The following is a 24,434-nucleotide window of genomic DNA, read 5'->3' on the forward strand; positions in this document are numbered from 1 at the left end:
CGGCAGGACAGAGGGGGGCGCGAAGGAACGCGGCGTTGCAGGTGCCCCTTTCTTCCGTCACTGCTTACTAGGAAACTCCCATGGCACGCTATGCCACCATCATCACCGGCGATGAAGGCCTCGAGGTCGTCAGCGCCATCGGCGAATTCGAGGGCGCGGCGCCTCGGGCGCGGCTCGGCCGTGTCGAGGCGGTTGCGCCCGGCGTGCTGATCGGCATGGTGCGGGATGCGGCGGGCGGTTTCCGTTTTCCGCAAGCAGGCATCGACAGTCGCGCTGTCGGTCTTGTCATGGCCAGGCTGAAGGCGCGGGCCAATGCTGCAAAACCATCAAGCGCTGCAAAACCTGCCGGAAGGCCGAAGCGTGGCAAGCGGGCCAGAAAGAAAGTCACCCGCTCGAAGAAGCGCGCCAACCAAGCCAAATCGGCGCCGAAAGCCGGCACGACGGCTTCCGCCAGCGGCGCCCAGCCAAATGCCATGGTGCCGGCCAATGGCTGACGAAGCCGATGCCGGGCCGAAGCGCGCCAAGACAAGGCCGGCGAGGCGCAAGCCATCTATCGCGCCGCCGGCTTCCGCGCCTCGTCGCAAGCGGACGAAGAAGACACTGGGCGATGATTTCCTCGCCGCCGTGCGCGCCGATTTTCGCGCCCACGGCGCCGGCGTCCTCGCCGAGGTGCGGGCCGACAAGCCGGACCAGTATCTCAAGATCGTGCTCTCGGTGCTGCCCAAGGACATCGATGTCGCCATCAACCAACTGGACATGCTCTCGGATATATTGTTCGAGGTGATCGTGCGGAAGTTCAGGCCAGCTGGGGAGGAATGATTCTGGGCCTTGCCTGGCGTTGAGAATCTGCGGCTCGGTCGAGCCAAAGCCCGCCTTGGCTCGCGCCGGGGCGGGCTTTTTGCGTTTGTGGCTTCTGAGGTGGCCCAAGGCGCGTTTGAATGGATCGAGGCGACGCGCGCTCAGGTCTTCATCTTCATGTCTGCCGTTCTCCCGGTGCCCGGCGGGCTTGCGTGACATGCCTCAGGCCAGAATGTTGACCGCTCGAGCCGCGACAAGCGCGATCGTCAGCAGTGAGATCATGGCCTCGCCCATCATGAGCAGCTTGGCGCGTTGGGAGAGCGGCAACGTGTCGGTTGGCGAAAACGCCGTTGCATTGGTGAAGGCGAGGAAGAAATAATCGACGAAGCCCGGCAGCCAGTCGCGGATTTCGCGGTCGCTCAGGGTCATTTGCGGAAACAGGAAATCGGCATGGGCGCGTGTGACGAGGCCGCAGGTCGGCGGCCCGCCCCGGTCGGTGCTCCAGAACCACAAGGCGAAGACGATGACGTTGGTTATCCAGATGTTGAGCGCGTCGACCAGCAGCGTCTGGCCGCTGGAGCCGGCGTGGCCGGCCAGCAAGGCACGCACCAGGAACACCAGGGAGCCGCAGTTCATGACGCTGACGACGCCGGTCATCACCAGAGCCGTCCTGCGGATCATGACGCGAAACCGGCCAACCAGATACCAGTGCTCCTCCTCGACCGCTTTCTGGGTGGCGGCCTGCGTCCAGGCGGTGGCCACGGACAGGGGTACGAGCAGGGCTGCCTCCAGCGTAGGCGCCAGCCAGCGGGGGCCGAACGAAAGATCGTTGATCACCAGAAGCTGCAGGCAGATGATGACGAGGACCGCCGCGCGCGCCAGCCAGAAGTCGAGCGCGCGGTGGTGGATGACGGCATGCTGGTGACGCATCGAGTATCCGGGATGTTCAAGTGGAATCAGTGTGCGGGCTGTTCTGCCCAGTAAGGGCAGTGAGAGGCCGAAATTCCCGCTCAATCTTGGCCCTGCAATGACCTGCAAGTATACTTTTTGGTAAGCTTTGATGTTGGGGCTGTTCGGCAAACCAGGCGATGTGGTCTAAGCGCCGCATGGCGGGAATTGACGACTCCATCGATCGTTGGGTGCCGGCAGGGCTGCCTGCCGTTGGGCTGGATTCGTCGTCGGTCTGGTCCGCCCTGCTTCGGCACCCCTGGTATCTGCTGGCGCTTTTGTGCCTGATGCAGATCCTGTGCTGGACGGTGGTGCCAGCACTCATCGATCCCGCGCCGCCCGGCGATGTCGTGGAAGGTTTCATGTGGGGCCGCGAGTGGGTGCTTTTGACCTACAAGCATCCGCAGCTCCCCGGCTGGCTGCTCGAGACCAGCCATCTTCTGACCGGATCGTTCCGCTGGCCGCAATATCTGCTCTCCCAACTGACGATCTCGGCCACTTTCGTCCTGGTCTATCTGCTGGCCCGCGACATGCTCGGACAACGCCGCGCGCTGGCTGCCGTGCTTTTGATGCCATCGATCTATTTCTTCGGCTGGCCAACCCCGCAATTCAATCACGACTATGCGCAGATGCCGTTCTGGGCCGCGATCTGCTGGCTGTTGTGGCGCACCGGCCGCGGCGGTGGGCCAGGCTGGTGGCTGGCGCTCGGACTGGTGTCGGGCATCGGGCTCTACGCCAAGTTCTCCACCGGCCTGCTGCTTGCCTTCGGCGGCCTCTGGCTGCTCTACGAGCCGCGCGCGCGGAGCCGGCTGGCGACACCCTGGCCATGGCTTGGCCTGGCCGTTTTTCTCGCGGTCGCCGCGCCGCTGGCCGTCGCACTCTACCGCATGGATTTCCTGCCGCTAACCTATTTCGCCGACCGCGACGCCTGGGTGAGCGAACACCGTGCGCGCCTCTACTATGTCGGTGTCCAACTGGCCGGGTTCTGCGGCTTCCTCCTAGTGCTGGCGATATCAGGGCTGCTGCGGCGCACGCCTGCTCCGCAAGAGCCCGTCGAGCGCGGTACGCTGGTCTATCTCACGTGGATGGGGCTTGGCCCGGCGACGCTGATCATGGTCGCCTCATTGTTCACCGGCGCCGGCGAAGCCTGGGGCGCGCCGATGTACAATCTTGTCGGCGTGGTGGTGCTCGCCCTCCTCGGCCACCGGCTCAGTGCCCTTGAGATGCGAAGGCTGGCGGTCTGCGCGTTCATCTGCATCGTCACCATGTCGGGCGCCTATGCGGCCATCCGCTGGACGAACTGCAATGTGCGGGGACGCATGGACGCCGTCTGCTGGCCGGCGCAGCCGATCTCGGACGAGGCAGAGGCAATCTGGCACGCGGCGGCGCCTGGCCGGCTCGACATCGTCGGTGGCGACACCAATCTCGCCATGCTGGCGGGCCTCAATGCCTATGACAAGCCGTCGATCTTCACCGATCTCGATATGCGGTTCGCACCCTGGATCTCGAGGCAGCGGTTGCGCGACCATGGCGTGCTGATGATTTGGCGGGGTCCTGGCGTGCCGTCACGGCTGCGGGCATGGTTGGGCAACATCCCGGTCAAGACCGTTCTTTTCAACTGGTCGCGCGCGGCGCCGCCGGTGGCGATCAGTTTTGCCGCCATTCCGCCTGGTCCGCGGTATCTGCCGGTTGCCGCCAGCAGCCGGACCCGGCATCCGCGCATCTGAGCGGCGTCATGCAACCCCATTCCCTTTGAGGTGTCTTTCACGGGTGCAACCGAATGGCCGCTCTGGACGAAGCAGGCGACAATGCCCATTTATGGGGTTATCCGAATTTGTTGTCGCGCAATGCCCGACGGAGAGCCGTTACACTTTTCCCGGGATTGCCTTTGAGGAGACGTTACATGGCGACTTCGAGCGAACGTGCAGTGCTTGCCGGTGGCTGCTTCTGGGGTATGCAGGATCTGATCCGGCGCTTCCCGGGCGTCCTCGCCACGCGTGTCGGCTACAGCGGCGGCGACGTGCCGAATGCCACCTATCGCAATCATGGCACGCATGCCGAAGCCATCGAGATCACGTTCGATCCGGCGAAAATCAGCTTCCGCCAGCTTCTGGAATTCTTCTTCCAGATCCACGATCCGACGACGCGCAACCGCCAGGGCAACGATGTCGGCATGAGCTATCGCTCGGCCATCTACTACACCAGCGAGGAGCAGAAGCGCGTGGCGGAGGACACCATCGCCGATGTCGATGCCTCCGGCCTGTGGCCCGGCAAGGTCGTCACCGAACTCGCGCCGGCCGGTGCGTTCTGGGAGGCCGAGCCGGAGCACCAGGATTATCTGGAGAGATATCCCAATGGCTACACCTGCCATTTCGTCAGGCCAGGCTGGAAGCTGCCGGTCCGCGAAAAGGCAGTTTCATGAGTTTTTTTGGCAGTTGGCAGGTATAAGCGCCCACCGATTGCCGCAAGACCATATCAATCGCGGCTGTCAACGTCGTCCGGTGGTTGACAGTTCGAATCGGCGCGAGCCGCCGGCCGGTCGTGACGGATACTAAAACCAATGCGCATGGAAAGCGCGGAACTTGCGTCCGCGCTTTCCATGCCGCGAAACTACTTACCGCAGTTCTTGTCGTTCACGGTCGGCGCAGTCGCGTTGCCATTGGCATCCGTCTGCGCGCCCTGCGGATTGGTCGGGCAATTCTGATCCGCGTTGGAATTCATGTCTCCCGGCATGATGGTTATGCTGTTGGTTGCGCCCGGATCGATTGTATTGGGCGAAGCCGGGGTACTTGGGTCTACGGTGACCGACTTGCCGCTGCCGCCCGACCCATCCGCGCCGGCCGCGCTATTGCTTTGCGCCATGGCGGATGTTGCAAGGGCAATGGTGAAGGCCGAAGCCGCGAGGATTTTCGTGAGCATGGCTTGTCTCCATTCTGTGAATTCGTCGCCGGAGCGGTTCACAGGCTTCACGGAAGCAACTGACCGCTCTATCTTTTTGTTTTGACGCATTCCGGCAGGAAAACCGCTTCGCACTTTTCCTGCGATTGCGTCTGGCGAGGTTCCAGACAGATTTCCGAGCCGACGGGCACCCGATTGCCGCCACGCTGGCGCAATGCTTTTGTCGCAGCTTGCTGAAAAAATAGCTTTCCCAACCGATCGAATGGTGCTTTAACGCCGCCATCCACAGGGGTGCTCCGTACGGTCGGGGCTGAGACGGGGGCGGCAAGCCCACAGACCCTAGAAGCTGATCTGGGTAATACCAGCGGAGCGAGGCGGGCGATGTTTTCAGGCGCACAGGTTTCCCTATATCCCATGGCCGACGATTTTGTCGGCGTCATCCTGGGCGCGCTCGGCGCGCTCGATCCGTATCGCGACAGGCTCAGGATCGAGACCGACGATATCTCGACCCTGCTGGTCGGCCCCCCCGAGGTGTTGTTCCCGGCGCTGCGCGACCTTTTCGTGGCTGCGTCCGGCAGCGGCAAGCATTGCGTGCTGTCGGCCACCATTTCGCGTGGCTGCCCAGGTGAGCCGGACGATCCGATCTGCCGCTCCGACACGTTCGGCGGACCTGCCGGGCCACTCGGCCCGCGCAAGCAAGCCGCCATTGCCGCCGTGCGCGGTGCGCCCGCCACCGGCCAGCCAGCGGCGGCGCAGTTCTCGCTCTATGTGATGGGCACGGACGACCACATGGACGAGATTTATGGCTGCATCGATTTCCTGAAGCAGTCCGGCGTCTACGATCGCTCCAAGAATTTCTGCACCAAGTTGCGCGGCGATGCCGGAGCGATCTTCTCGGCGCTCGATGAAGCCTTCTGCCGCTTCGGGCCAGGCGCAGGTCACGTAACCCTCGACGTCACGGTTTCGGCCAACAGTCCCACTGCCGTCTGAACCGCTCGCGCCGACGCGCGAGCGCCGTCAAGGTCATCCTCTCGTGGCTTCATCGTCATTCAACCCGCGTCACCTCGCGGGCTTCTTCGCCCAGGCAGCGCCGGCCGTGATATCGATCGGTCTGGTGTTCGTGGCGTGGGAACTCTACGCAAACCATTCCGGCATCAAGCCGACGGTTCTGCCGCCGCCCTCGCGCGTCTTCGAACAGGCGGTGCTCAATCGTGACGCGCTGCTCGACAACGCCGTTCCCACCATCCGCGCCACGCTGATCGGTTTTGCCTGTTCGCTCAGTACCGCCTTCGCGCTATCGATGCTGGTCGACTTCTTCCAGCCTTTGCGGCGCGCGCTGTTTCCCGTGTTCATCGTCAGCCAGACCTTGCCGCTGGTCGCCATCGCGCCATTGGTGGTGCTGTGGTTCGGTTTCGGGCTGATGCCCAAGATCATGCTGGTGGCGCTGGTCACCTTCTTCCCGATGCTGGTGGCCCTGGTGCAGGGCTACGAGGCTACCGAGGTCGAGATCGGGCAGATGCTGCGCGCCATGGGAGCAGGGCGCTGGCGGGTCTTCATGCTGGCACGGTTGCCTTCGGCGCTGCCTTATTTCTTCGCTGGCCTCAGGATTTCCATCACCTATGCCGTCGTCGGCGCCATCTTCGCCGAATATGCCGGCGCGGCCAAAGGGCTGGGCATCTACATGCTCAACGCCAAGAACAATTTCCGCCCAGACCTGGTGCTCGCCGCCGTCGGCGTCAGCGCAGCGCTCACTCTCGTCCTGTTCGGGCTGACGGTGCTGCTGCAGCGACTTGCCATGCCCTGGGAACGAGCCGCCGGAAAAGGCCCGCAACCATGAGCCGGCTCGAATTGCGGCATATGCGCAAGGCCTTTGGCGGGCTCGAAGTGCTCGCCGACATTTCGCTGCGCGTGGATGCCGGCGAATTCGTCTCGATCCTTGGGCCTTCGGGCGCCGGCAAATCGACGCTGTTCCAGCTTCTGACCGGCGCCGAGCAGGGCGAGGGTGAGATGTTCTTCAACGGTGCGCCGCTCGACGATCACGGCAGGCATTTCGCCTTCATGCCGCAGCGCGACGCGCTGATGCCGTGGCGGCGCATTCTCGACAACACGACCCTCGGGCTCGAGGTGCAAGGCGTCAGCCGCAAGGCGGCGCGGATGCGGGTCGCGCCGCTGTTTGCCGAGTTCGGGCTTGCCGGCTTCGAGCGGCATTTCCCTACGCAGCTTTCGGGCGGCATGCGCCAGCGCGCGGCGCTGCTGCGTACCGTGGTGCAGGAACGCGACATGTTGCTGCTCGACGAGCCGTTCGGCGCGCTCGATGCACTGACCCGCGCGGCCATGCAGCGCTGGCTCGAACAGATGTGGCGGCATCATCGCTGGACGGCGTTGCTGATCACCCATGATGTACGCGAAGCCGTGTTCCTATCCGACCGCATCTATGTGCTGTCCGCGCGGCCGGCCCGTGTCGTGCGCGAGATCAAGGTGCCACTGCCGCGCCCGCGCGATCCAACCAGCGCTGCCACACGGCAGGCCGGGGCACTCGAGGCCGAGATCCTCGATATTTTGCTCAACCTCCAGCCATCCAAAGGACATGATCATGACTGACTTGACGCGCAGGCAAGCTCTGCTGCTCACACTTGCCGGCAGCGTACCGCTGATCACCGGGTCGAGCCGCTCCTTCGCGGCAACGCGGAAGGTGACCGTCGCCCTCGACTGGACGGTCAACACCAACCACATCGGGCTGTTCGTCGCGCGCGACAAGGGGTTTTATCGCGAGGCCGGTCTGGAGGTCGATATTGTGCCTTACAGCGACACCGGCGCCGGCACGCTTGTTGCCAACCGCGTCGCCGATTTCGGCATCAATGGCACCATTAGCCTGTTCACCCAGAAGACCGCCGGCGCCGACTTGAAGGCCGTCTATGCCGTGGTGCAGTCCGAAACAGGTCGGCTGGTGTTCAATGCGGCGCGCAGTGCGATCAAAAGCCCGAAGGATCTGGATGGCCTAACCTATGGCGGTTTCGGCAGTGCCTGGGAGAACGCGCTGATCTCGACCATCATCCGCCACGATGGCGGCAAGGGCGGTTTCGAGACGGTGACGCTCGGCACTTCCGCCTACGAGGCGCTGGCCAACGGTTCGGTCGACTTCACGCTCGAAGTATCGACTTGGGAGGGCGTCGAAGCCGAACTCAAAGGGGTCAAGCAGCGCAGCTTCGTCTACGCCGACTATGGCGTCCCCGACGAGCACACGACGCTCATCTCTTCGAGCGAAGCGTATCTCAAGGCAAACCCAGAACTGGCGTCGTCCTTCATCCAGGCAACGCGGCGCGGCTATCAGTTGGCGGTCGATCATCCAGAGGAAGCCGCCACGCTGCTGATCGCGGCCAACAAGGACGCCCTGACCAATCCGGCGTTGATCCATGCCTCGTTGAAGACACTGATCGAGGGGCACTATCTGCGCGGACAAGACGGTGCCATCGGCATCATGAATCCGGCCAAGATGGAAGCGATCGGCTCCTATCTCTTCGCCGCCGGCATCCTGCACGACGCCGATGGCAAGATTGTCGCGCAACGTCCGGATTTCGCGGGATATTTCAGCAACGGGTACCTCAGATAGGCACCGACGCGGAGAAAGGTCGTATCGTCCCACGCTGGACGCGAGGATGTGGCTAGGTCGCAGCCCGACAAACCGCGGGTACGGCCTTCACCTTCGATCCGGTTTGATGCCGATCCGATCGTCTCGGTTAACGGCCCGGCAATGGTTGCGTGCGAAGGTCGCCCCGAGGGATCATCGGGATGCTTGCCTTGCTCATGTCAAAAAGTGACACACTTTCGCGTGCGGCCGACAACAGGCTTTTGTCCGCGGCGCGCAAGCACGAGATTCTGCTCGACCTGCGCGAAGGCTTCTTTCGCGCCTGTGCGCTGCTGTGCGCGGGGCTGTTCGTCTATCGCGGCGTCTATCAGCTTGTCGAGGATCCGACTCGACTCAATGCCGCGCTGGTGGCGATTTCCGAGATACTCACCTTCACCTGGCTGCTTCTGTCGCGGCGTCCGGTGACGCGTGACTGGAATCCGCTTACGGTCATCGTTTCGGTGACGGCCAGTTTTGGCGTTGCGTTGATCAGCCTCCAACCAGGCATCGCACTCGTCCCCCTTTACGTCGCCGCGCCGTTACAGGTCATCGCACTGTTGTTCGTTATCTGGGGCAAGATCTCGCTGGGGCGCTCTTTTGCGATCCTGCCCGCCAATCGCGGTGTGATGACGGGCGGTGCCTATCGGCTGGTGCGGCATCCGATCTATGCCGGCTACCTCGCCGGCCATGTGCTCTACCTCCTGTCGGCCTTTTCCTTCCACAATCTCGCGGTCTATGCGGTGATCACCTATCTCCAGCTTTACCGCATCTTGCGCGAGGAGGCGCTGTTGGCCGCCGTGCCGGAGTATCGCGCCTACATGGAACGCGTGCGCTACAGGTTGTGCTACCGGGTCTTCTGAGAGCAAGATCGCCAAGGCACTGCCGCCAATCCAATTTTTCTGGGATAGGCCAACGGATCGGACTGACGCGGTTTGAGGTTGGTCAACGGGAATCCGGACAGGATTGCATGCAGACAATAGCGAGATTCCCGCAAATTTCACGCCGCTGAGGCTCAGGCAGGCCGCGGAACCAGCCGTGGGGCTTTGACCGCACTCTCCTGGCCTCCGGCCGGTCGGAAAGCCCGCCGTCCAGGCGGCTTTCCGCGTTGCGCCCTGAGCGTTCCGTAGCCGCGATGGTCCGGCGGAACGCCAGCCTCCCTAAAACGTTCATACCTTTGCAACATCCGAAATGGCGCGATGTTGAACCCGCGCGAGAGCGCGCATTCAGGAGCAGGGAAGGCCATGGGTCTTGGAACGATACTTATCATTATTCTAATCCTCGCGCTGCTAGGCGGCTTCAGCGGTCTCGGCGGCGGCCCGTTCTATGGAACCGGTTATTATGGTGGTGGCGGTCTCGGACTTGTGTTGCTCATCGTCATCATCCTTGTGGTTCTGGGACGCATTTAGCAGTTCGATCACGGCGGCAATCGCAATCGCGTGACCACGCTCACGTCGCCGGGCACCGAATTGTGATGCAAGCAAGCCGCCTTGTGATCCGGCATTCCGCGGGACTCGCGTATGGTGATTGCGGTCCACACCCCCCGTGGAAACAAGAGGAGAGGGTCCCACCCCTTCATTCTCCTCCAAGGCCCGCCCCGGTGTCCCCGGAGCGGGCTTTCTTTTTAGCAAAGCGATTGCCTCGAAGTGCCGGGTCGCCGCCGGGCGGACGCGGGGCGACTTGCGGTGAAGCGTCCGTGGGCGCCGATCGTTGACAGAGTTCACATAGCAAGATATTGAACAGGATTATACAGGTTCACTGAACAGGTAGGTATATGAAGCGGCGCGCGGTTCAACTGTCTCCCGGCACGGGCAAGCCCGAGCAGATCGCGACCGTTCTCGAGCACGAGATACGCTCCGGCGTTCTTGGTTTCGGTGACAGGCTGCAGAGCGAGAACGAGCTCGTCCAGCGCTTCTCCGTCAGCCGGAATACCGTCCGCAAGGGTCTCGAGGAGCTGTCCAGTCGCGGGCTGATCACCACCAAGGGCGGTATCGGCTCCTTCGTCACTTTTGATGGCAAGCCGGTCGATGACGCCATCGGCTGGTCGCGAGCGCTGGCCAATGCGGGCGCCAATGCCGAAACCCGGACGCTGCGGCTGGAGGTCATCGAGGACGCCGAACTGGCGACCTTGCTGGACGTCGAAAGCCCGTTCTTCATCGCCGTCGACCGGGTGCGCACCAATGCCAGTGACGGTCACGCCATCTCCATCGAACGCAGCCGCCTGCCGCTGTCGCCCGAACTGGAGGACGTGCCGCTGCGTGGCCTGCGCGAGGGGTCGCTGCACCAGACGCTGCGCGGGGCGGGGCTGGTACCGGACCATGGCGAGGAGTGGGTCGACATCGAGAAGCTGAATGCCGATGACGCCGCCATCCTCGGCTGTCCGCAAGGCACGCCGTTCTTGCGCGGCCGCCGGCTGACGCGTGCGGCCGACGAGCGGCCGATCGAATATGTCACCAGCCTGCTCAACCCCGCGCATTTCGCGCTGCATATGAGATTCTGAGCGATGTCGGACAACGAGTTTGAGATGAATCGCGCAATGGGTGCGCTTGTCGGCGGCGCGCTGGGCGACGCACTCGGCATGCCGACGCAGCTTCTGTCGCCGGTCCGTATTGCCGAACTCTACGGCCATGTCGAGGATTTCGTGACGCCTTTCGCCGACCATCCGGTGTCGAAGGGGCTGCTGGCCGGCAGCATCACCGACGATACCGAACAGGCATTGCTGCTTGGCCGCATCCTCATTGAATCCGGCGATCGCTTCGACCATGCGCGTTGGGTCAACGCGCTGCTCGACTGGGAGCGTGAGGTCAAGGCGCGCGGCAGCTACGATCTCCTGGGGCCATCGACCAAGCGCGCCATCGATGCCATCAACAATGGCGTGCCGGCGGAAGAGGCGGGGCGTAGCGGCGACACCAATGGCGCGGCCATGCGTATCGCGCCGGTCGGCATCATGATGTCGCTGGAGCCGCTCGATGCGTTCGTCGCCAAGGTGGCCGAGACCTGCCGGGCGACGCATAACACGTCGATCGCGATTGCGTCGGCCGCCGCCGTCGCGGCCGCTGTCAGCCGCGGCGTCGCCGGTGGCGACTGGCGCGCGGCCTCCGACAGCGCGGTCGCGGCGGCGCGGCGAGCCGCGACGCTAGGCCATTGGGTGACCGGTGGCGACATAGCCGCGCGCATCGCCTGGGCGCAGGATCTGGTGCGCGGCAAGGTGAAGAGGGACGCGACCCGGTTGATTGTCGATCTGGTTGGCACCGGCGTCGCCAGCCAGGAATCGGTGCCGGCTGCCTTCGCCGTGCTGCAAGTCGCCGACGGCGATCCATGGCAGGCGGCAATCATCAGCGCCAATCTTGGCGGCGACACCGACACGATCGGCGCCATCGCGGCCGGTATGGCCGGCGCCTGCACCGGCTTTTCGTATCTGCCGCAGGATCGGATCGCCGATCTCAAGGGCATCGACATGGCGCAGGTTCGGGCGCTGGCCACCGATCTTGTCGCGGCGCGGATGTCGAACGGTCGCGTCGGCAACGCCGGTTCCGGCAAGGATGCGGCATGATGAGCGGGCGTCTCGTCCATATCGGCAGCGCGGTGGTAGACTATGTCTACCGCATCGACGCCTTGCCGGCGCCCGGCAGCGAGAAGACGGCGTCGAGCTATGCGCAGGTCGCCGGCGGCGGCTTCAACATGATGGCCGCAGCGGCCCGCACCGGTATGAAGGTGGTGTTTGGCGGCCAGCTCGGCAGCGGTCCGAATGGCGACTTCCTGCGTGCCGCCTTCGCCGCGGAGGGCATCGAGACGCTGACGCCGCCGTCGCCTCTGATGGACAGCGGCAATTGCGTCGTCATGATATCGAGCGATGCCGAACGCACCTTCGTCTCGTGGCCAGGCGCCGAGAGCGCTCTCAGCCTCGATCTGATGGCGCCGGTGGCGATCGGGTCTGACGACTGGGTGTTCACGTCAGGCTACACGCTGAGCTATCCTGGGAGCCGCGATGCGCTGACCGGATGGATCGAGGCGTTGCCGGCAGCTGTTCCCTTCGTCTTCGATCCGACGCCGGTTATTGCGGACATCCCACGTGCCATTCTCGATCGTGTGCTTGCCCGCACGACCTGGCTGAGCTGCAACACGACGGAGGCGGCCGAGATTGCCGGCGCCGGCGACGCCGAGGCTCTCGCCTCGCGGCTTCTGACGGATCATTGCGCGAAGGCCGATGGCGTGGTCATCCGAGCTGGCGCAGGCGGATGCCTCGTCCGGCTGGCCGACGGCACTGCACGGACCATAGCCGGCTTCAAGGTGGCGGCCGTCGATACCAATGGCGCCGGCGATACGCATATCGGCGCCTTCGTCAGCGCGTTGGCGCGTGGCGTGCCTCCCTTCGATGCCGCGGCCTATGCCAACGCGGCGGCGGCCATTTCGGTGACACGCCACGGCGGCTCATCGGCACCGGCCGACGAGGAAATCCAGACTTTCCTGAGCCAGGCCGCTTCGACCGGCGCGCCAGGCCAGACACGGAAGGCCCATCAGACAGCCTGACAAGCCCCGGAAGCGGGCAAACACAGAGAGGAACGAACCATGCGCATGCCCGACTTGACTGCTCTCTTGACGGCGACCGCCGTCTTCACCTCCGCACTCGCTTTCGCCGCCAAGGCCGACGAGGTGCATGTGCTCAACTGGAAAGGCTACGGCGCGGACGAGCCGTGGGCCATCGCTGCTTTCGAGAAGGCGACCGGTAACAAGGTCGTCAACGACTTCTTCAATTCCGAACAGGAAATGCTGACCAAGATCCGGACCAATCCCGGCCTCTATGACGTCGTCATGATCAATGCCGCCTTCAACGACCAGGCGATGGCGGAAAAGCTGATCCAGCCGATCGATGTCTCCAAGCTGCCGAACTATGCCGATATCAGCAAGGACAAGGCGAGTTCGCCGATGCTCGACCATGACGGCAAGGTCTATGGCGTGCCGTGGGTGTGGGGGTTGACAGCGCTTGCCATCAACGAAAAATCCTTCGACAAACCGCCGACTTCGATCGCCGAGATGTGGAATCCGGCGCATAAAGGCCGTGTCGTCATCCGCGACGACGCCGTCGAGGCGGTCCAGTTCGGCGCTATCGCCACCGGTCAGAACATCAACGACATCAAGGATATGGAGGCGGTGAAGACCAAACTCACCTCGCTGATGCCGCAGATCAAGACCTTCTGGAGCTCGGAGAACGACTGGAACCAGATGGTTGCTTCCAACCAGATCGACATCGGCACCTATTGGAGCGGTTCGGCCGACCGCGCCAAGACGCATTTCAAGCTGCCGGTCTCGCTGGTCATCCCTCAGCAGGGCGCCGTTGCCTGGCTCGACGCCTTCTCCATTCCCGTCGGCTCCAAGAACGTTGCCGGTGCGGAGGCTTTCATCAACTACATGATCGACCCGAAATTCTACGTCGAATGGGTGACCAAGGTCGGCGCGCCGGTGTCAGCCAACACCAAGGCGGTGGACGCGCTTCCCGAGGATGCCTTCAACCGCAAGGTCATGGGCGATCCCGAGGTTGCCAAGCGCATCCAGTTCCAGGCGCCGATCACCGACGCGCAACGCAAGGCTTATCTGGCGCTCTGGCAGCAGCTCAAGGTCGACGTGAAGTAACGAGCTTCGGGACCAGCCGGCGGTTCGCGCCGGCTGGTTCTTCAATCCTGGGGAGGTGGGTATCATGGCAGGTGCGGTCGCGTCGCGCAGCGGGCTGAGATCGGCGCTGCCGCTGCTGGCGCCGGCCTATCTTTGGCTGACGGTGGCGATCTTCCTGCCGCTCTCGGCCATGGTCTTCTTCTCCTTCATGACCGACCTGCCGCTGACGGGAAAGCCATGGGCCTTCACGCTTGGCAATTATGCGGCCTTCTTTTCGCAAAGCCTCTATCTGACGCTGCTGCTCGCTTCGCTCCGGCTAGGCCTGGAGGTGACGCTCTGGTGCGTGGTCATCGGCTATCCTGCTGCCTATGTGCTGGCCAAGGTGCTGAAGGGCCGCAGCCGCGAGGCGATCTTCCTGCTGGTCATCCTGCCGTTCTGGTCGAACGGGCTGGTACGCATCTTCTCCTGGGCGATGGTGCTGCGTGAAGGCGGCATTCTCGACACCGCGCTCAACGCGGTGCTGCCGTTCAAGATCAACATTGACCTGATGTATTCCTATCCGGCCGTCATCATCGGGCTGGTGCACTCCTACGTGCCCTACATGGTGCTGACCTGCTATCTAACGCTGCAGGCCATCGACGACTCGCTGATCGAGGCCGGGCGCTCGCTCGGCGCTTCTCGGCTGCAGGTGCTGAAGCGAGTGATCATTCCGCTGTCGCTGCCGGGACTGGTGGCGGGCGCGGCGCTCATCTTTGTCCCGGTGGTCGGCTCGTTCATGGAGCCGCGCATTCTCGGCGGCCGCACCGGCACCTTCTACGGGACGATCATCGAGGACCAGTTCGTCGCCGTATTCAACTGGCCGCTCGGCGCGGCACTGTCCTTCATCCTGCTCGCCGTCGTGCTGGTCATCCTGGGGGTCGCTTCGCCCGTGCTGCGGAGGGCGGCATGATGGCGACGACACGCATCCTGGAATGGCTGGGTCGCCTCTATGTCGGGCTGCTGCTCGCCTTCCTCTATTTGCCAATCATCATCATGGCGCTGATGTCATTCAACGTCTCGCCCTTCTACCAATTGCCCTTCGAATGGACGACCGAGTGGTACGCCTCGCTGTGGCAGAACGACCAGCTGATCGCGGCGACCTGGAACAGCATCGAGATCGCCATCATCACCACTGTTATTGCGACCGTGCTCGGGTCGGCGGCGTCGCTGGCGCTCTTTCGTTACGAGTTTCGCGGTAAGAAATTTTTGCAGGCCCTGCTGTTTCCGCCGATCGCCATTCCGTGGCTGATCACCGGCACGGCGATGCTGATCTTCTTCTTCGGCGTCGGCATCGGGCGCGGCCTGTTCGCCATCCTGCTCGGCCATGTCGCGCTGGCGTTGCCCTATGTCATCGTCGTCGTCTCGGCCCGGCTGCAGACTTTCGCGCCGGAGCTGGAAGAGGCGGCGCGTTCGCTCGGTGCCAACCAGTGGCAGGTGACCAACCGCGTGACGCTGCCCTGGATCATGCCTGGCGTCATTGCCGGCGGGCTGTTTGCCTTTGCCGTGTCGTTCGACCAGTTCGTCGTCTCCTATTTCCTGGCGACGCCGGGCCAGACGACGTTGCCGGTCGAAATCTACGCCGCGATCCGCAAGGGTTTCACGCCCGAGATCAATGCGGTCTCGACCATCATCATCGTCGTGTCGATGGCGCTGATGCTGCTGACGGCGCGGTTCTTCAAATTCGGCGGAGAGAAATAATGGCCGGAGTGCAGGTATCGAACGTCTCGCGCAGCTTTGGCGCGCACAAGGCGCTGGACGATGTCTCCATCGATTTCGCCGATGGCGGCTTCTATGCGCTGCTTGGGCCGTCGGGCAGCGGCAAGACCACGCTGTTGCGGCAAATCGCCGGCTTCGACTTTCCCGACAGTGGCCGCATTGCCATCGGCGGCGAGAGTGTCGAGCGGGTGCCAGTGGAGAAGCGGCGCATCGGCATGGTGTTCCAGAACTATGCGCTGTTTCCCAATATGAGCGTCGCTGACAATGTCGCCTTCGGCCTGTCGGTGCGCGGCGAGGGCAAGGCGGTGATCGCCACGGAGGTCCAGAGTGCGCTCGACCTCGTGCAGTTGGGCAAGCTCGGCGGGCGGCGTCCGCACCAGCTCTCCGGCGGCCAGCGCCAGCGCGTGGCACTCGCCCGCGCCATCGTCACCAAGCCGCGCGTGCTTTTGTTGGATGAGCCGCTCGGCGCGCTCGACAAGGCGCTGCGCGTCGACATGCAGATCGAATTGAAGCGCATCCAGCGCGAGATCGGCATCACCACCATCTTCGTCACCCACGACCAGGAAGAAGCGCTGACGATGAGCGACCGCATCGGCATATTGCGCGACGGCAGGCTCGTGCAGGAGGGGCCGCCGGAAGAGATCTATGACCGGCCAAAGAGCGAGTTCGCCGCCACCTTCCTCGGCGACGCGAACATCTTTCGCGGTGATGCGACCGGCAATGGCATCCGCCTGGCGGATGGCACGGCGATCGCAGCGGGGGCAGGCGAAACGCTTGCCGCCGGCGCTAAGGCAAGCTGCGCCGTGCGGCCCGAGCGCATCCGCATTGGTACCGATGCCGGAGTCATGGATACCGCCAACGCCAACATGCTCAAGGGGCAGGTGTCGAAGCGCATCTTCGCCGGCAACAACAGCACCTATTTCGTCGAACGCGCCGGACAGACGCTGAAGGTCATTGTGCAGAACACCGGCGCTGACAGGCTAGCGGAGGGGCAGGATGTGGTGCTGCGGTGGTCGCCGGAGAGCACGGTGCTGATCACGGCGGGTTGATCCTTGCTTCGGCTCTTGCCAGACAGCAGGCGATGAGGAACAGCATATCCGGCCACAAGTCCGGAGCACACTGATGACGCTGGAATTGACTGCTGACGACCAGTCGATGTTACAGGGCGACCACGGGCCGGCCGCCGCCGCCGCCATGAAAATCCTCGTCGCCTTCTCCAACGCGATCGGCGCGGGCAGCCTGCTCGACATCACCGGTGCCCATATCGATGGCTGCCTCTATCACGGCAAGGCAGGGCTCGATTTCGTAGAGAGACTGGTCGAGGGCGGTGGCCGTGTACGTGTGCCGACGACGCTCAATGTCGGCTCGTTCGACCTCATCCATCCCGGCATGGTCAAGATGCCGGTGGCTGAAGAAGTGCCGGCGCGGCGGTTGATGAAGGCGCATCTGGAGCTTGGCTGCCAGGCGACCTTCACCTGCGCGCCTTATCAGACACGCTTCCGGCCTGAATTAGGCCAGCAGATCGCCTGGGGCGAATCCAATGCCATCGTTTTCGCCAATTCGGTGATCGGCGCGCGCACCAACCGCTATGGCGATTTCATCGATCTGTGCTGCGCCATGACCGGGCGCGCACCGGCCTGGGGCTTGCATCTCAGCGAGAACCGGCGCGGCCGCATCCTGTTCGAACTGGACATCGCAGGTTCAGAGCCGAGCGACAGTCTGTTCGTCGGCGTCGGACTGATCATTGGGCAAGCCTGTGGCGATCGTGTTCCGGTGATCGCGGGCCTGCCGGAACCGCGTGACGAGGACCAGCTTAAGGCGCTGGGCGCGGCGGCGGCAACGACAGGCGCGGTGGCATTGTTCCATGCGGCTGGCATCACGCCCGAGGCGGGGACGCTTGCAGAGGCGTTCCACGGTCACGCCCCTGAGGAGACGTTTCGCATCAGTCGCGCCGACATTGATCATGCGCTTTCCAGGCTGTCTGGAGTGCCCGATGGCGCGCCGCTCTCGGCCGTCTCACTGGGTACGCCGCATTTCTCGCATGAGGAGTGGATGCGCCTGTTGCCGCTGCTGCGAGAGGCAGCGCCAGGCAAGGGGATCCCGATCTACGTCAACACCGGGCGCGCGACGCTGATGCGGCTGCAGGAGGAGGGTGCGCTCGACGGCATGGAAGCACTCGGCCTGATCGCGGTTGCCGACACCTGCACCTATGTCACCTCGATCCTGGAACGCCTCGACGGCGTGGTGATGACCAATTCCGGCAAATGGGCGCATTACGCGCCGGGCAATATCGGCGTGACCGTCGCCTTCGCCGATATGAGGGACTGCATCCGGTCCGCCGCGATCGGGCACGTCGTGCGGAGTGCGTCATGACGCAGCGGATTGAAACGGACGCGGCTGAAAGGCTGGGCACTTTCCAACAGGCCGGCGCCGCCGAAGGGCAGGCCTTGGTGTTTTCGCAGCCGCTCAGCTTCTGGGGCGGCATCGACGCCGAGACAGGTGGCATAACAGATCATTCGCATCCAGGCCTTGGGCAGAATGTGGCCGGCAGGATCCTTGTCATGCCGAGCGGGCGCGGCTCGTCGTCCTCATCCTCGGTCTTGGCGGAGGCGATCCGCAGCGGCACCGCGCCGGCGGGCATTCTCTTGGAGCGGCCGGACCCGATCCTTGCCGTCGGCGCTATCGTTGCCGAATTTCTCTACGGAATCAGCATGCCGCTGGTCGTATGCGACATAGCAGGTCTCGTCTCCGGCGAACGCCTTGCGATAGGCATTCGCGAGGATGGTCGGGCGATCGTCCGCAGGATCTGAAGATTGCTTCAAATCTCCGGGATGTTCTCCTTGAAGATCACCTGCAGCCTTGGCTGGTGCAATTCGTAGGGCAGCCCCCGTACGGCATGGGTCAGGATGTTGAGCGCCTCGCGGGCCTCGACGCGCGGGTTCTGGTCGATGACCGCGTCGAGCGTGCCGTCGAGCAGCAGCTCCTTGGTGCCGTCGGTCGCCTCGTGGCCGAGGAAAACCATGGACTGGGCACGGCCGCGCTCCTTGAGCGCACGCGCTATGCCGGTGTTGCCGGCGCCGACATTGTAGATCGCGGCAAGGTCCGGGTGCCGTTCCAGAAGAGCCGAGGCCTCCGAATAGGCCTTTTCGCGGTCGTCGAGCATCTCGCGCATCTCGACAATCTCGAGATTGGGTGATTCCTCGGTCAATATGTGCCGGAAGCCCATCTCGCGTTCCTCGTGGCCGCGGTAGGAAAGCGAGCCGGCGAAGAGCGCCACCTTGCCGGGGCGTCCAGAACCCATGAAACGGTTGAGCAGATAGCCGGCCAGCCGCCCGGCGGCGCGGTTGTCGATGCCGATATAGGCGACCCTGGGCACATGCAGGATGTCGGAAGCGATGGTCACCACCTTGACGTCGTTGGCCGACAGCGAGCGGATCGCTTCACGCACGGTCGGATGGTCGAGCGCGATGACGCCGACGCCTTGCGTCTGGCCACGCAGATCCTGCAGCAGGCGGGCGAGCCGGTCGGGATTGAAGCCCTCTATGGTGGCGATGTGGACGTCGAGATCGGGGCGTGCCAGGGCCTGCGCCTCGATGTGGCGATGCAGCATCTTGATGAAGGAATTCGTGCCCGCCGGTAGCGCGAAGTCGAGCCGGATGATCTCGCCGGGCAGGGGCCTAGCCGGCGCTCCGTTTGGGCTCTCGGCGATGTAGCCGAGGCGCTGCGCCATTTCGAGCACGATCTCGCGCGTGCGCGCCCGCACGCCGGGACGATTGTTGAGCACGCGGTCGACGGTGGCGGCGGAGACGCCGGCTTCCCGGGCTATGTCAGTCAGGGTGGAACGCACGGTCTTTCATCTCCTCAATGCATCAAGATCACGCAATGACGGCTGCCGGCCTGATGGTGCCAACGCCTCGCTATCCGCGATTCTGATGGGAAATGATGTATCCGGCCTTGGCCGATGCGCAAGCCGCCAGGCTAAATCAAGTCGCCCGGCATGTTCGCGACGAGACGGGAAGAGATATTTCCCATCAAATCGAGGCATCTGGAGAGGTGTATGAACCCCGGAATGACGCATTTCTCCGCCTCTCTGCGATGTTGTGATGTATTTTGATTATTTATGATGTTGACAGCCTTCCGGTCCTGCCGTCAATATCCCTCATGGGCTCGTGGAGGAAACATTGGGCCTGAGGGAGGAATTCCAATGTCTGATCTGATCCGCATCTCGCGGCGCCGGTTGCTGGCGTCCGGAGGAAAGGCAGCGGTGTTCGTAGCCGCTACAGGTATCGCGCCACAATTCATTCGTCCCGGCCGTGCTTATGCAGCCGACGCACTGGCGCCCGGCATGATCGGCGGGCCGACCGGCTTCGACGGCGCCGAGCGTTATCAATACGGTCCCGACACGCCGGAAGGCCGCGCCGTCGAGGCCGCCAAGGCGCTGAAGGGTGCCGGCAAGGCGCCGGCCAAGATCGTGCTTGGCCTGTCGGACGGCTCGATCGGCCAGCTCACCCAGCCTTTCCCGGCCGGCGCGCCGTCGATCAAGGAGCTCTGGGAGAAGGAAACCGGGATCCCGATCGAGATCGTCGGCCTGCCGAACGGTCAGGAATTCACCAAGACGATGCAGGACATCTCCACCAAGGGTGGGGCCTACGACATCTATTCGACCGAGTGGAACCGCCTTGGCGATCTCGCCGAGACCGGCGGCATCGCCAAGCTCGACGATTTCGTCGCCCAGTACAAGCCCGAATGGGACGATCCCAAGACAGGCTATGTCGACGGTGCCAAGGGTGTGTCGCTGCTCAACAAATATCGCGGCTCGAACTATGGCGTGTCGCTGGACGGCGATTTCCAGACCTGGGTCTACCGCGCCGACCTGTTCGGCGACGAAGCCGAGAAGAAGGCCTTCAAGGACAAATACGGCTACGATCTGGCGCCGCCGAAAACCTGGAAGCAGCACGGCGATATCGCTGCCTTTTTCCAACGCCCGGAAAAGGGCCTGTTCGGCTCCACCGATCTGCGCAACCAGGGCTGGGGCTACACCAACTGGTACCAGCGCTATGTCTCGATGGCCTCGCCCAACCAGTTCCTGTTCGGCGATGACGGCAAGCCGCTGATCAATTCCGAACACGGCATCGCGGCCACCAACGAATATGTCGAATCGCTTGCCCATCATTCGCCGGATGCGATCTCGTGGGGTTGGCCGGAGCAGTACGGCAATTTCGCCAAGGGCGGCGCGGCGATGACCTGCGCCTTTTCCAACCTGCCGAAATTCCTCGACAATGCCGGCAACAATGACTCCAAGGTCACCGGCAAGATCGGCTCGATGCTGCCGCCCGGCCGCGAGATCGACGGCAAGCTGATCAGCCGCTCGGTGCTCTGGTTCTCGCTGACCGGCATGGTCTCGTCGCAGTCGAAGAACCAGGAGGTTGCCTATCTCCTTCTGCAATGGCTGGGTTCGGCCCGCATCTATGCCTGGATGAGCGCCAACCCCGGCGGCTATCTCGATCCGTTCCGGCTTTCGGATTTTTCCGATCCGCTGGTGCGCCAGACCTATCATGCCTACCACATGGACGTGGTGCGCGAGACGGTCGCCCGCACGGTGCCGACCATCAACTATCCCGGCGCCACCGCCTTCCACAACGCGCTGGACGAAAACCTCATGGCCTCGCTGACCAAGGCCAAGACATCGGAGCAGGCGATGGCCGATACGGAAGCCGAGTGGAAGAAGATCGCCCGGCGCATCGGCGAGGACAAATTGCTCGAAGCCATCAGGACCAACAAGGAGGCCTGGCCTACCGTTCTCGATCCGATCAGCTGATCCATCTCCCTGGATCACAGCCGGAGGGGAGGGGCGAAAGCTCTTCTCCTCCGCAACCGACGCCACCAGCAAAAGCAGCCAGATGAAGCGTTCCGTCCCCTTCGAGATATTCCGCTACGCCGCGATCCTCGCGGCGATGGCTGTCACGCTGGTGCCGATCCTGTGGATGGTCTCGATGGCCTTCAAGCCGATCGCAGAATGGTCGGCGACGGGTGCGGACCTGACATGGTGGCCGAAGAACCCGACGCTCAGCAATTTCCAGTTCGTGTTCGGCGAATCCACCAACAATCTGATCGTCGCGCTCGACCGCACAGCGCTGAAGCCGATCCTGTCGTCGCTTCTGTCGGCGGTGTTCGGCACCGCGATCGCCATGTCTGCCGGCACGGCCGCCGCCTACGGCTTGTCGCGCTTCGGCTCGGGCCAGAACCTGCCGCTGGCGTTGATCCAGCTCCGGCTGTTTCCGCCGATGGCTGTGATGATCCCCGTCATGATCATGTGGGCCTTCCTCAACTTCACCGACAGTTGGTGGGGGCTGGCGCTGATTTACGCCATCGTCACGCTGCCGTTCGCCTTCTGGCTGATGAAGACCTTCTTCGATGACAGGCCGCGCGAGATCGAGGAAGCCGCCTTGGTCGAGGGCTGTTCGCGGCTGCGCGTCTTCACCCGCATCACGCTGCCTATGATGCGTGCTCCGCTGGCGAGCGCTGCCCTCTTCGTCTTCATCCTCAACTGGTCGGACTATCTGATCGCGTTGCTGCTGACGACGCGTGAATGGGTGACGATCCCGGTCTACATGGCCTCGCTGTCGTCCTCGATGACCGGACAGCTCTACGGCGCCAAGGCAGCGCTTGGGCTGATTGCCGCCGTGCCGCCGGTCATCATGGGCATCGCCATCCAGCGCCACCTGGTGCGTGGCCTGACTTTTGGAGCGCTGAAGCAATGAGCGCTCTGACGGCAACGATTTCGGAGGATGGGATGGGCGTGCGCGGCAGGCCGGCCCCGCGCGACGAGGGCACGCGGCTGGGCTTTCGCCTGACCTTGCCGGCGCAGATCCTCGTGCTGTTCATCTCGGCCTTTCCGCTCTTGATGCAGCTCTACATCAGCGTCACCGACTGGTCGCCGCTCTCGGGCCTCGGCTGGTGGAATGCGTGGGAGATGTGGAACGGCTTTGCCAACTACACCGATCTCGCGGCCGATGCGCGTTTCTGGAGCGCGCTGAAGCGCACTGTTATCGTCATGGTCGTCTGCGTGCCGGCGGAATTCCTGCTGGGCCTCGCGCTGGCGACGCTGTTCGCCGACGATTTTCCCGGCAAGCGCATTTTCTATTCGATCCTGCTGATGCCGATGATGGTGGTGCCGGCGGTGGCCGGCTACATGTTCTTCATGCTGTTCCAGTCGGGCGGCCCGGTGAACGATATCCTGTCGGCAATCACGGGCACGCAAGTCACCATCGCCTGGCTGTCGGACCCGACACTGGCGCTGATCGCGGTGATGATCGCCGACATCTGGCAGTGGACGCCGCTGATGTTTTTGATCCTGCTGGCCGGCCTGGTCGGCGTGCCGGAGGACCAGATCAAGGCGGCAACGCTGCTCGGCGCCAATCCCTGGCAGCGCTTTACCACCATCGTGCTGCCGAAGATGAAAACGATCATCGTCATCGCGCTGGCGATCCGGGTGATCGAGAACTTCAAGATCTTCGACACGCTCTACATCATGACCGGCGGCGGCCCCGGCGTCGCCACGGAAACGATCTCCGTCTACATCTACAAGGTCACCACGCAGGATCTGATCTGGGGCTATGTGGCGGCGATCGCGCTGGCGATCCTGGTGGTGCTCTCCATCGTCGCCGTGGTCGCCATGAAGCGCATGGCGCGGGCAAGGCAGGTGCCGGCATGAGCACGATCCAGCTCAAGCACCTCACCAAGACTTTCGGCGACTTCACCGCGCTGAAGACCATGGACCTCGACATCGCGGACGGCGAGTTCATGGCGCTGCTCGGGCCGTCCGGCTGCGGCAAGTCGACGACGATGAACATGATCGCCGGCATGGAGGAGCCGACCAGCGGAAAGATCCTGTTCGGCGCACGCGATATGGCCGGCGTGCCGATGGGCCGGCGCGGCGTCGGCTTCGTCTTCCAGAACTATGCCATCTTCACCCATATGACGGTTCGCCAGAACCTGGCCTACGGGCCGACGATGCGGGGCGCCGCCAAGGTCGAGATCGACCGCCGTGTCGGCACTATTGCCGAGCTGCTGCAACTGACGCCGCTGCTCGAGCGTAAGGCCGACCGGCTATCGGTCAACATATTGCAGCGCGTGGCGATCGGCCGGTCCGCGATCATGGAGCCGGCGATCTTCTTGCTCGACGAACCGTTGTCCAATGTCGACGCGGCTTTCCGCGCGGTCATGCGCACCGAACTCAAACAGCTGCAGCGCCAGTTCAGGCAGACCATGGTCTACGTCACTCACGACCAGTTGGAAGCCATGACCATGGCCGATCGCATCGCCGTCATGGATCACGGCGTGCTGCAGCAGGTCGGCACGCCGCTCGAGGTCTACAACAATCCGGCCAATGTCTTCGTCGCCCGGTTCATCGGCGCGCCGGGCATGAACCTGCTCAAGGGCAGGCCGGCGGAGAGCGACCGGGGTCTGGTCGTCGATCTCGGGCCGCTGGGTGTCTCACCGCCGCTGCCGGACGACCTGGCAGCTGTCTTGCGTGGCGCGCGCGGCGAGGTGCTCTACGGCTTCCGGCCGGAAGAGGTGGCCTTGGCGCAAGACGGGCGCGGGCTGGCCATGCCAGTCACCTTCGTCGAGCGCATCGGCGCACGCACCATCGTTCATCTCGGCCAGGGCGATGGCGCCGTGAAAGCGGTGTTCGACAATGATGTCGGGTTGTCGATCGGGCAAACCGCCATCGTCGCGCCAGCGGCGTCATCGGTGCGGGTCTTCGACGCCGCCAGCGGCCTTGCGATGAGCGCGGGCTGAG

27 protein-coding genes and 1 riboswitch are annotated in these 24,434 nt (G+C 63.6%); of the genes, 23 read left to right on the forward strand and 4 right to left on the reverse strand.

Annotated elements, in window-relative coordinates:
* Nucleotides 1–80: 80 nt before the first annotated feature.
* Nucleotides 81–494, forward strand: a complete 414-nt coding sequence (locus tag LB543_RS10200; protein WP_224613973.1) for a hypothetical protein — start codon at nt 81–83, stop codon at nt 492–494.
* Nucleotides 487–819 (forward strand): hypothetical protein, encoded by a 333-nt coding sequence (locus LB543_RS10205; protein ID WP_224613975.1) that lies wholly within the window; start codon nt 487–489, stop codon nt 817–819. Before LB543_RS10200 ends, LB543_RS10205 begins: the two co-directional genes overlap by 8 nt.
* A 201-nt stretch (nt 820–1,020) precedes the next feature.
* Here LB543_RS10205 and LB543_RS10210 read toward each other — a convergent pair whose 3' ends face one another.
* A complete protein-coding gene (locus LB543_RS10210) occupies nt 1,021–1,728 on the reverse strand; it encodes a hypothetical protein (RefSeq protein ID WP_140763442.1) in 708 nt (235 codons plus the stop codon).
* Nucleotides 1,729–1,904: 176 nt separating this feature from the next.
* Here LB543_RS10210 and LB543_RS10215 point away from each other — a divergent pair, with 176 nt between their 5' ends.
* Nucleotides 1,905–3,473 carry a glycosyltransferase family 39 protein gene (locus LB543_RS10215; protein ID WP_224613976.1) on the forward strand — a complete coding sequence of 523 codons (1,569 nt, stop codon included), beginning with the start codon at nt 1,905–1,907 and terminating at the stop codon, nt 3,471–3,473.
* A 176-nt stretch (nt 3,474–3,649) separates the two neighbouring features.
* Nucleotides 3,650–4,168: a peptide-methionine (S)-S-oxide reductase MsrA gene (gene msrA, locus LB543_RS10220; protein ID WP_140763436.1), complete on the forward strand. Its 519-nt coding sequence runs from the start codon at nt 3,650–3,652 to the stop codon at nt 4,166–4,168.
* Between the two features lie 188 nt (nt 4,169–4,356).
* On the opposite strand, the gene LB543_RS10225 is transcribed toward msrA, so the two are convergent.
* Both LB543_RS10225 and LB543_RS10230 read right to left on the reverse strand, forming a co-directional pair.
* Complete coding sequence (locus LB543_RS10225) at nt 4,357–4,716, reverse strand: hypothetical protein (RefSeq protein ID WP_411908755.1); 360 nt, start codon at nt 4,714–4,716, stop codon at nt 4,357–4,359.
* 17 nt (nt 4,717–4,733) lie between these two features.
* The gene (locus tag LB543_RS10230) at nt 4,734–4,931 is read right to left on the reverse strand and encodes a hypothetical protein (protein ID WP_224613977.1); all 198 of its coding nucleotides are present in this window, start codon (nt 4,929–4,931) and stop codon (nt 4,734–4,736) included.
* Nucleotides 4,922–5,035: riboswitch (TPP riboswitch) on the forward strand. Its footprint overlaps the gene before it by 10 nt.
* Between LB543_RS10230 and LB543_RS10235 the strand changes: the two genes are divergently transcribed.
* The 15 genes from LB543_RS10235 to LB543_RS10305 all read left to right on the forward strand — a co-directional run bounded on the left by LB543_RS10235 (nt 5,026) and on the right by LB543_RS10305 (nt 18,441).
* Nucleotides 5,026–5,634: a YkoF family thiamine/hydroxymethylpyrimidine-binding protein gene (locus LB543_RS10235; protein ID WP_140763433.1), complete on the forward strand. Its 609-nt coding sequence runs from the start codon at nt 5,026–5,028 to the stop codon at nt 5,632–5,634. Its footprint overlaps the riboswitch before it by 10 nt.
* A gap of 43 nt (nt 5,635–5,677) precedes the next feature.
* Nucleotides 5,678–6,481, forward strand: coding sequence for an ABC transporter permease (locus LB543_RS10240; protein WP_224613979.1), 804 nt, complete (start codon nt 5,678–5,680; stop codon nt 6,479–6,481).
* Nucleotides 6,478–7,245 (forward strand): ABC transporter ATP-binding protein, encoded by a 768-nt coding sequence (locus LB543_RS10245; protein ID WP_224613981.1) that lies wholly within the window; start codon nt 6,478–6,480, stop codon nt 7,243–7,245. Before LB543_RS10240 ends, LB543_RS10245 begins: the two co-directional genes overlap by 4 nt.
* Nucleotides 7,238–8,254 (forward strand): ABC transporter substrate-binding protein, encoded by a 1,017-nt coding sequence (locus LB543_RS10250; RefSeq protein WP_224613982.1) that lies wholly within the window; start codon nt 7,238–7,240, stop codon nt 8,252–8,254. The genes LB543_RS10245 and LB543_RS10250 overlap by 8 nt, the downstream gene beginning before the upstream one ends.
* A gap of 194 nt (nt 8,255–8,448) precedes the next feature.
* Complete coding sequence (locus tag LB543_RS10255) at nt 8,449–9,129, forward strand: methyltransferase family protein (RefSeq protein ID WP_411908756.1); 681 nt, start codon at nt 8,449–8,451, stop codon at nt 9,127–9,129.
* Nucleotides 9,130–9,510: 381 nt separating this feature from the next.
* Nucleotides 9,511–9,675: a DUF3309 family protein gene (locus LB543_RS10260; RefSeq protein WP_023768317.1), complete on the forward strand. Its 165-nt coding sequence runs from the start codon at nt 9,511–9,513 to the stop codon at nt 9,673–9,675.
* Between the two features lie 365 nt (nt 9,676–10,040).
* A complete protein-coding gene (locus tag LB543_RS10265) occupies nt 10,041–10,766 on the forward strand; it encodes a GntR family transcriptional regulator (protein WP_224593024.1) in 726 nt (241 codons plus the stop codon).
* A 24-nt stretch (nt 10,767–10,790) separates the two neighbouring features.
* Nucleotides 10,791–11,819: an ADP-ribosylglycohydrolase family protein gene (locus LB543_RS10270; RefSeq protein ID WP_411908757.1), complete on the forward strand. Its 1,029-nt coding sequence runs from the start codon at nt 10,791–10,793 to the stop codon at nt 11,817–11,819.
* Nucleotides 11,819–12,796 carry a PfkB family carbohydrate kinase gene (locus tag LB543_RS10275; RefSeq protein ID WP_224613984.1) on the forward strand — a complete coding sequence of 326 codons (978 nt, stop codon included), beginning with the start codon at nt 11,819–11,821 and terminating at the stop codon, nt 12,794–12,796. The genes LB543_RS10270 and LB543_RS10275 overlap by 1 nt, the downstream gene beginning before the upstream one ends.
* A 39-nt stretch (nt 12,797–12,835) precedes the next feature.
* Nucleotides 12,836–13,897: an ABC transporter substrate-binding protein gene (locus tag LB543_RS10280; protein ID WP_224613986.1), complete on the forward strand. Its 1,062-nt coding sequence runs from the start codon at nt 12,836–12,838 to the stop codon at nt 13,895–13,897.
* Nucleotides 13,898–13,961: 64 nt separating this feature from the next.
* A complete protein-coding gene (locus LB543_RS10285; protein ID WP_140763413.1) occupies nt 13,962–14,825 on the forward strand; it encodes an ABC transporter permease in 864 nt (287 codons plus the stop codon).
* A complete protein-coding gene (locus LB543_RS10290) occupies nt 14,825–15,613 on the forward strand; it encodes an ABC transporter permease (protein ID WP_224614114.1) in 789 nt (262 codons plus the stop codon). The genes LB543_RS10285 and LB543_RS10290 overlap by 1 nt, the downstream gene beginning before the upstream one ends.
* Nucleotides 15,613–16,680 (forward strand): ABC transporter ATP-binding protein, encoded by a 1,068-nt coding sequence (locus LB543_RS10295; protein ID WP_140763410.1) that lies wholly within the window; start codon nt 15,613–15,615, stop codon nt 16,678–16,680. The genes LB543_RS10290 and LB543_RS10295 overlap by 1 nt, the downstream gene beginning before the upstream one ends.
* 73 nt (nt 16,681–16,753) lie before the next feature.
* The gene (locus LB543_RS10300) at nt 16,754–18,004 is read left to right on the forward strand and encodes an aconitase X (RefSeq protein WP_224593011.1); all 1,251 of its coding nucleotides are present in this window, start codon (nt 16,754–16,756) and stop codon (nt 18,002–18,004) included.
* Nucleotides 18,001–18,441 (forward strand): aconitase X swivel domain-containing protein, encoded by a 441-nt coding sequence (locus LB543_RS10305; protein ID WP_140809780.1) that lies wholly within the window; start codon nt 18,001–18,003, stop codon nt 18,439–18,441. Before LB543_RS10300 ends, LB543_RS10305 begins: the two co-directional genes overlap by 4 nt.
* 8 nt (nt 18,442–18,449) lie before the next feature.
* On the opposite strand, the gene LB543_RS10310 is transcribed toward LB543_RS10305, so the two are convergent.
* Complete coding sequence (locus tag LB543_RS10310) at nt 18,450–19,478, reverse strand: LacI family DNA-binding transcriptional regulator (RefSeq protein WP_224593004.1); 1,029 nt, start codon at nt 19,476–19,478, stop codon at nt 18,450–18,452.
* 357 nt (nt 19,479–19,835) lie between these two features.
* Between LB543_RS10310 and LB543_RS10315 the strand changes: the two genes are divergently transcribed.
* The 4 genes from LB543_RS10315 (at nt 19,836) to LB543_RS10330 (ending at nt 24,433) form a co-directional block, all read left to right on the forward strand.
* On the forward strand, nt 19,836–21,449 hold the full coding sequence (locus tag LB543_RS10315; RefSeq protein WP_224613988.1) for an extracellular solute-binding protein: 1,614 nt from the start codon (nt 19,836–19,838) through the stop codon (nt 21,447–21,449).
* An 82-nt stretch (nt 21,450–21,531) separates the two neighbouring features.
* Entirely contained in the window at nt 21,532–22,392 is an 861-nt protein-coding gene (locus tag LB543_RS10320) for a carbohydrate ABC transporter permease (protein WP_224613990.1), read from the forward strand.
* Entirely contained in the window at nt 22,389–23,345 is a 957-nt protein-coding gene (locus LB543_RS10325; protein WP_224613992.1) for a carbohydrate ABC transporter permease, read from the forward strand. Before LB543_RS10320 ends, LB543_RS10325 begins: the two co-directional genes overlap by 4 nt.
* On the forward strand, nt 23,342–24,433 hold the full coding sequence (locus tag LB543_RS10330; protein ID WP_224613994.1) for an ABC transporter ATP-binding protein: 1,092 nt from the start codon (nt 23,342–23,344) through the stop codon (nt 24,431–24,433). The genes LB543_RS10325 and LB543_RS10330 overlap by 4 nt, the downstream gene beginning before the upstream one ends.
* Nucleotide 24,434 lies beyond the last annotated feature (1 nt).

The organism is Mesorhizobium sp. ESP7-2 (assembly GCF_020164715.1).
GTDB lineage: Bacteria > Pseudomonadota > Alphaproteobacteria > Rhizobiales > Rhizobiaceae > Mesorhizobium.

Coding starts and splice junctions, on each gene's coding strand:
- LB543_RS10200 (WP_224613973.1), top strand. CDS start 81: ATGGCACGCTATGCCACCATCATCACCGGCGATGAAGGCCTCGAGGTC.
- LB543_RS10205 (WP_224613975.1), top strand. CDS start 487: ATGGCTGACGAAGCCGATGCCGGGCCGAAGCGCGCCAAGACAAGGCCG.
- LB543_RS10210 (WP_140763442.1), bottom strand. CDS start 1,728: ATGCGTCACCAGCATGCCGTCATCCACCACCGCGCGCTCGACTTCTGG.
- LB543_RS10215 (WP_224613976.1), top strand. CDS start 1,905: ATGGCGGGAATTGACGACTCCATCGATCGTTGGGTGCCGGCAGGGCTG.
- msrA (WP_140763436.1), top strand. CDS start 3,650: ATGGCGACTTCGAGCGAACGTGCAGTGCTTGCCGGTGGCTGCTTCTGG.
- LB543_RS10235 (WP_140763433.1), top strand. CDS start 5,026: ATGTTTTCAGGCGCACAGGTTTCCCTATATCCCATGGCCGACGATTTT.
- LB543_RS10245 (WP_224613981.1), top strand. CDS start 6,478: ATGAGCCGGCTCGAATTGCGGCATATGCGCAAGGCCTTTGGCGGGCTC.
- LB543_RS10250 (WP_224613982.1), top strand. CDS start 7,238: ATGACTGACTTGACGCGCAGGCAAGCTCTGCTGCTCACACTTGCCGGC.
- LB543_RS10255 (WP_411908756.1), top strand. CDS start 8,449: ATGTCAAAAAGTGACACACTTTCGCGTGCGGCCGACAACAGGCTTTTG.
- LB543_RS10260 (WP_023768317.1), top strand. CDS start 9,511: ATGGGTCTTGGAACGATACTTATCATTATTCTAATCCTCGCGCTGCTA.
- LB543_RS10265 (WP_224593024.1), top strand. CDS start 10,041: ATGAAGCGGCGCGCGGTTCAACTGTCTCCCGGCACGGGCAAGCCCGAG.
- LB543_RS10270 (WP_411908757.1), top strand. CDS start 10,791: ATGAATCGCGCAATGGGTGCGCTTGTCGGCGGCGCGCTGGGCGACGCA.
- LB543_RS10275 (WP_224613984.1), top strand. CDS start 11,819: ATGAGCGGGCGTCTCGTCCATATCGGCAGCGCGGTGGTAGACTATGTC.
- LB543_RS10280 (WP_224613986.1), top strand. CDS start 12,836: ATGCGCATGCCCGACTTGACTGCTCTCTTGACGGCGACCGCCGTCTTC.
- LB543_RS10285 (WP_140763413.1), top strand. CDS start 13,962: ATGGCAGGTGCGGTCGCGTCGCGCAGCGGGCTGAGATCGGCGCTGCCG.
- LB543_RS10290 (WP_224614114.1), top strand. CDS start 14,825: ATGGCGACGACACGCATCCTGGAATGGCTGGGTCGCCTCTATGTCGGG.
- LB543_RS10295 (WP_140763410.1), top strand. CDS start 15,613: ATGGCCGGAGTGCAGGTATCGAACGTCTCGCGCAGCTTTGGCGCGCAC.
- LB543_RS10300 (WP_224593011.1), top strand. CDS start 16,754: ATGACGCTGGAATTGACTGCTGACGACCAGTCGATGTTACAGGGCGAC.
- LB543_RS10305 (WP_140809780.1), top strand. CDS start 18,001: ATGACGCAGCGGATTGAAACGGACGCGGCTGAAAGGCTGGGCACTTTC.
- LB543_RS10315 (WP_224613988.1), top strand. CDS start 19,836: ATGTCTGATCTGATCCGCATCTCGCGGCGCCGGTTGCTGGCGTCCGGA.
- LB543_RS10320 (WP_224613990.1), top strand. CDS start 21,532: ATGAAGCGTTCCGTCCCCTTCGAGATATTCCGCTACGCCGCGATCCTC.
- LB543_RS10325 (WP_224613992.1), top strand. CDS start 22,389: ATGAGCGCTCTGACGGCAACGATTTCGGAGGATGGGATGGGCGTGCGC.
- LB543_RS10330 (WP_224613994.1), top strand. CDS start 23,342: ATGAGCACGATCCAGCTCAAGCACCTCACCAAGACTTTCGGCGACTTC.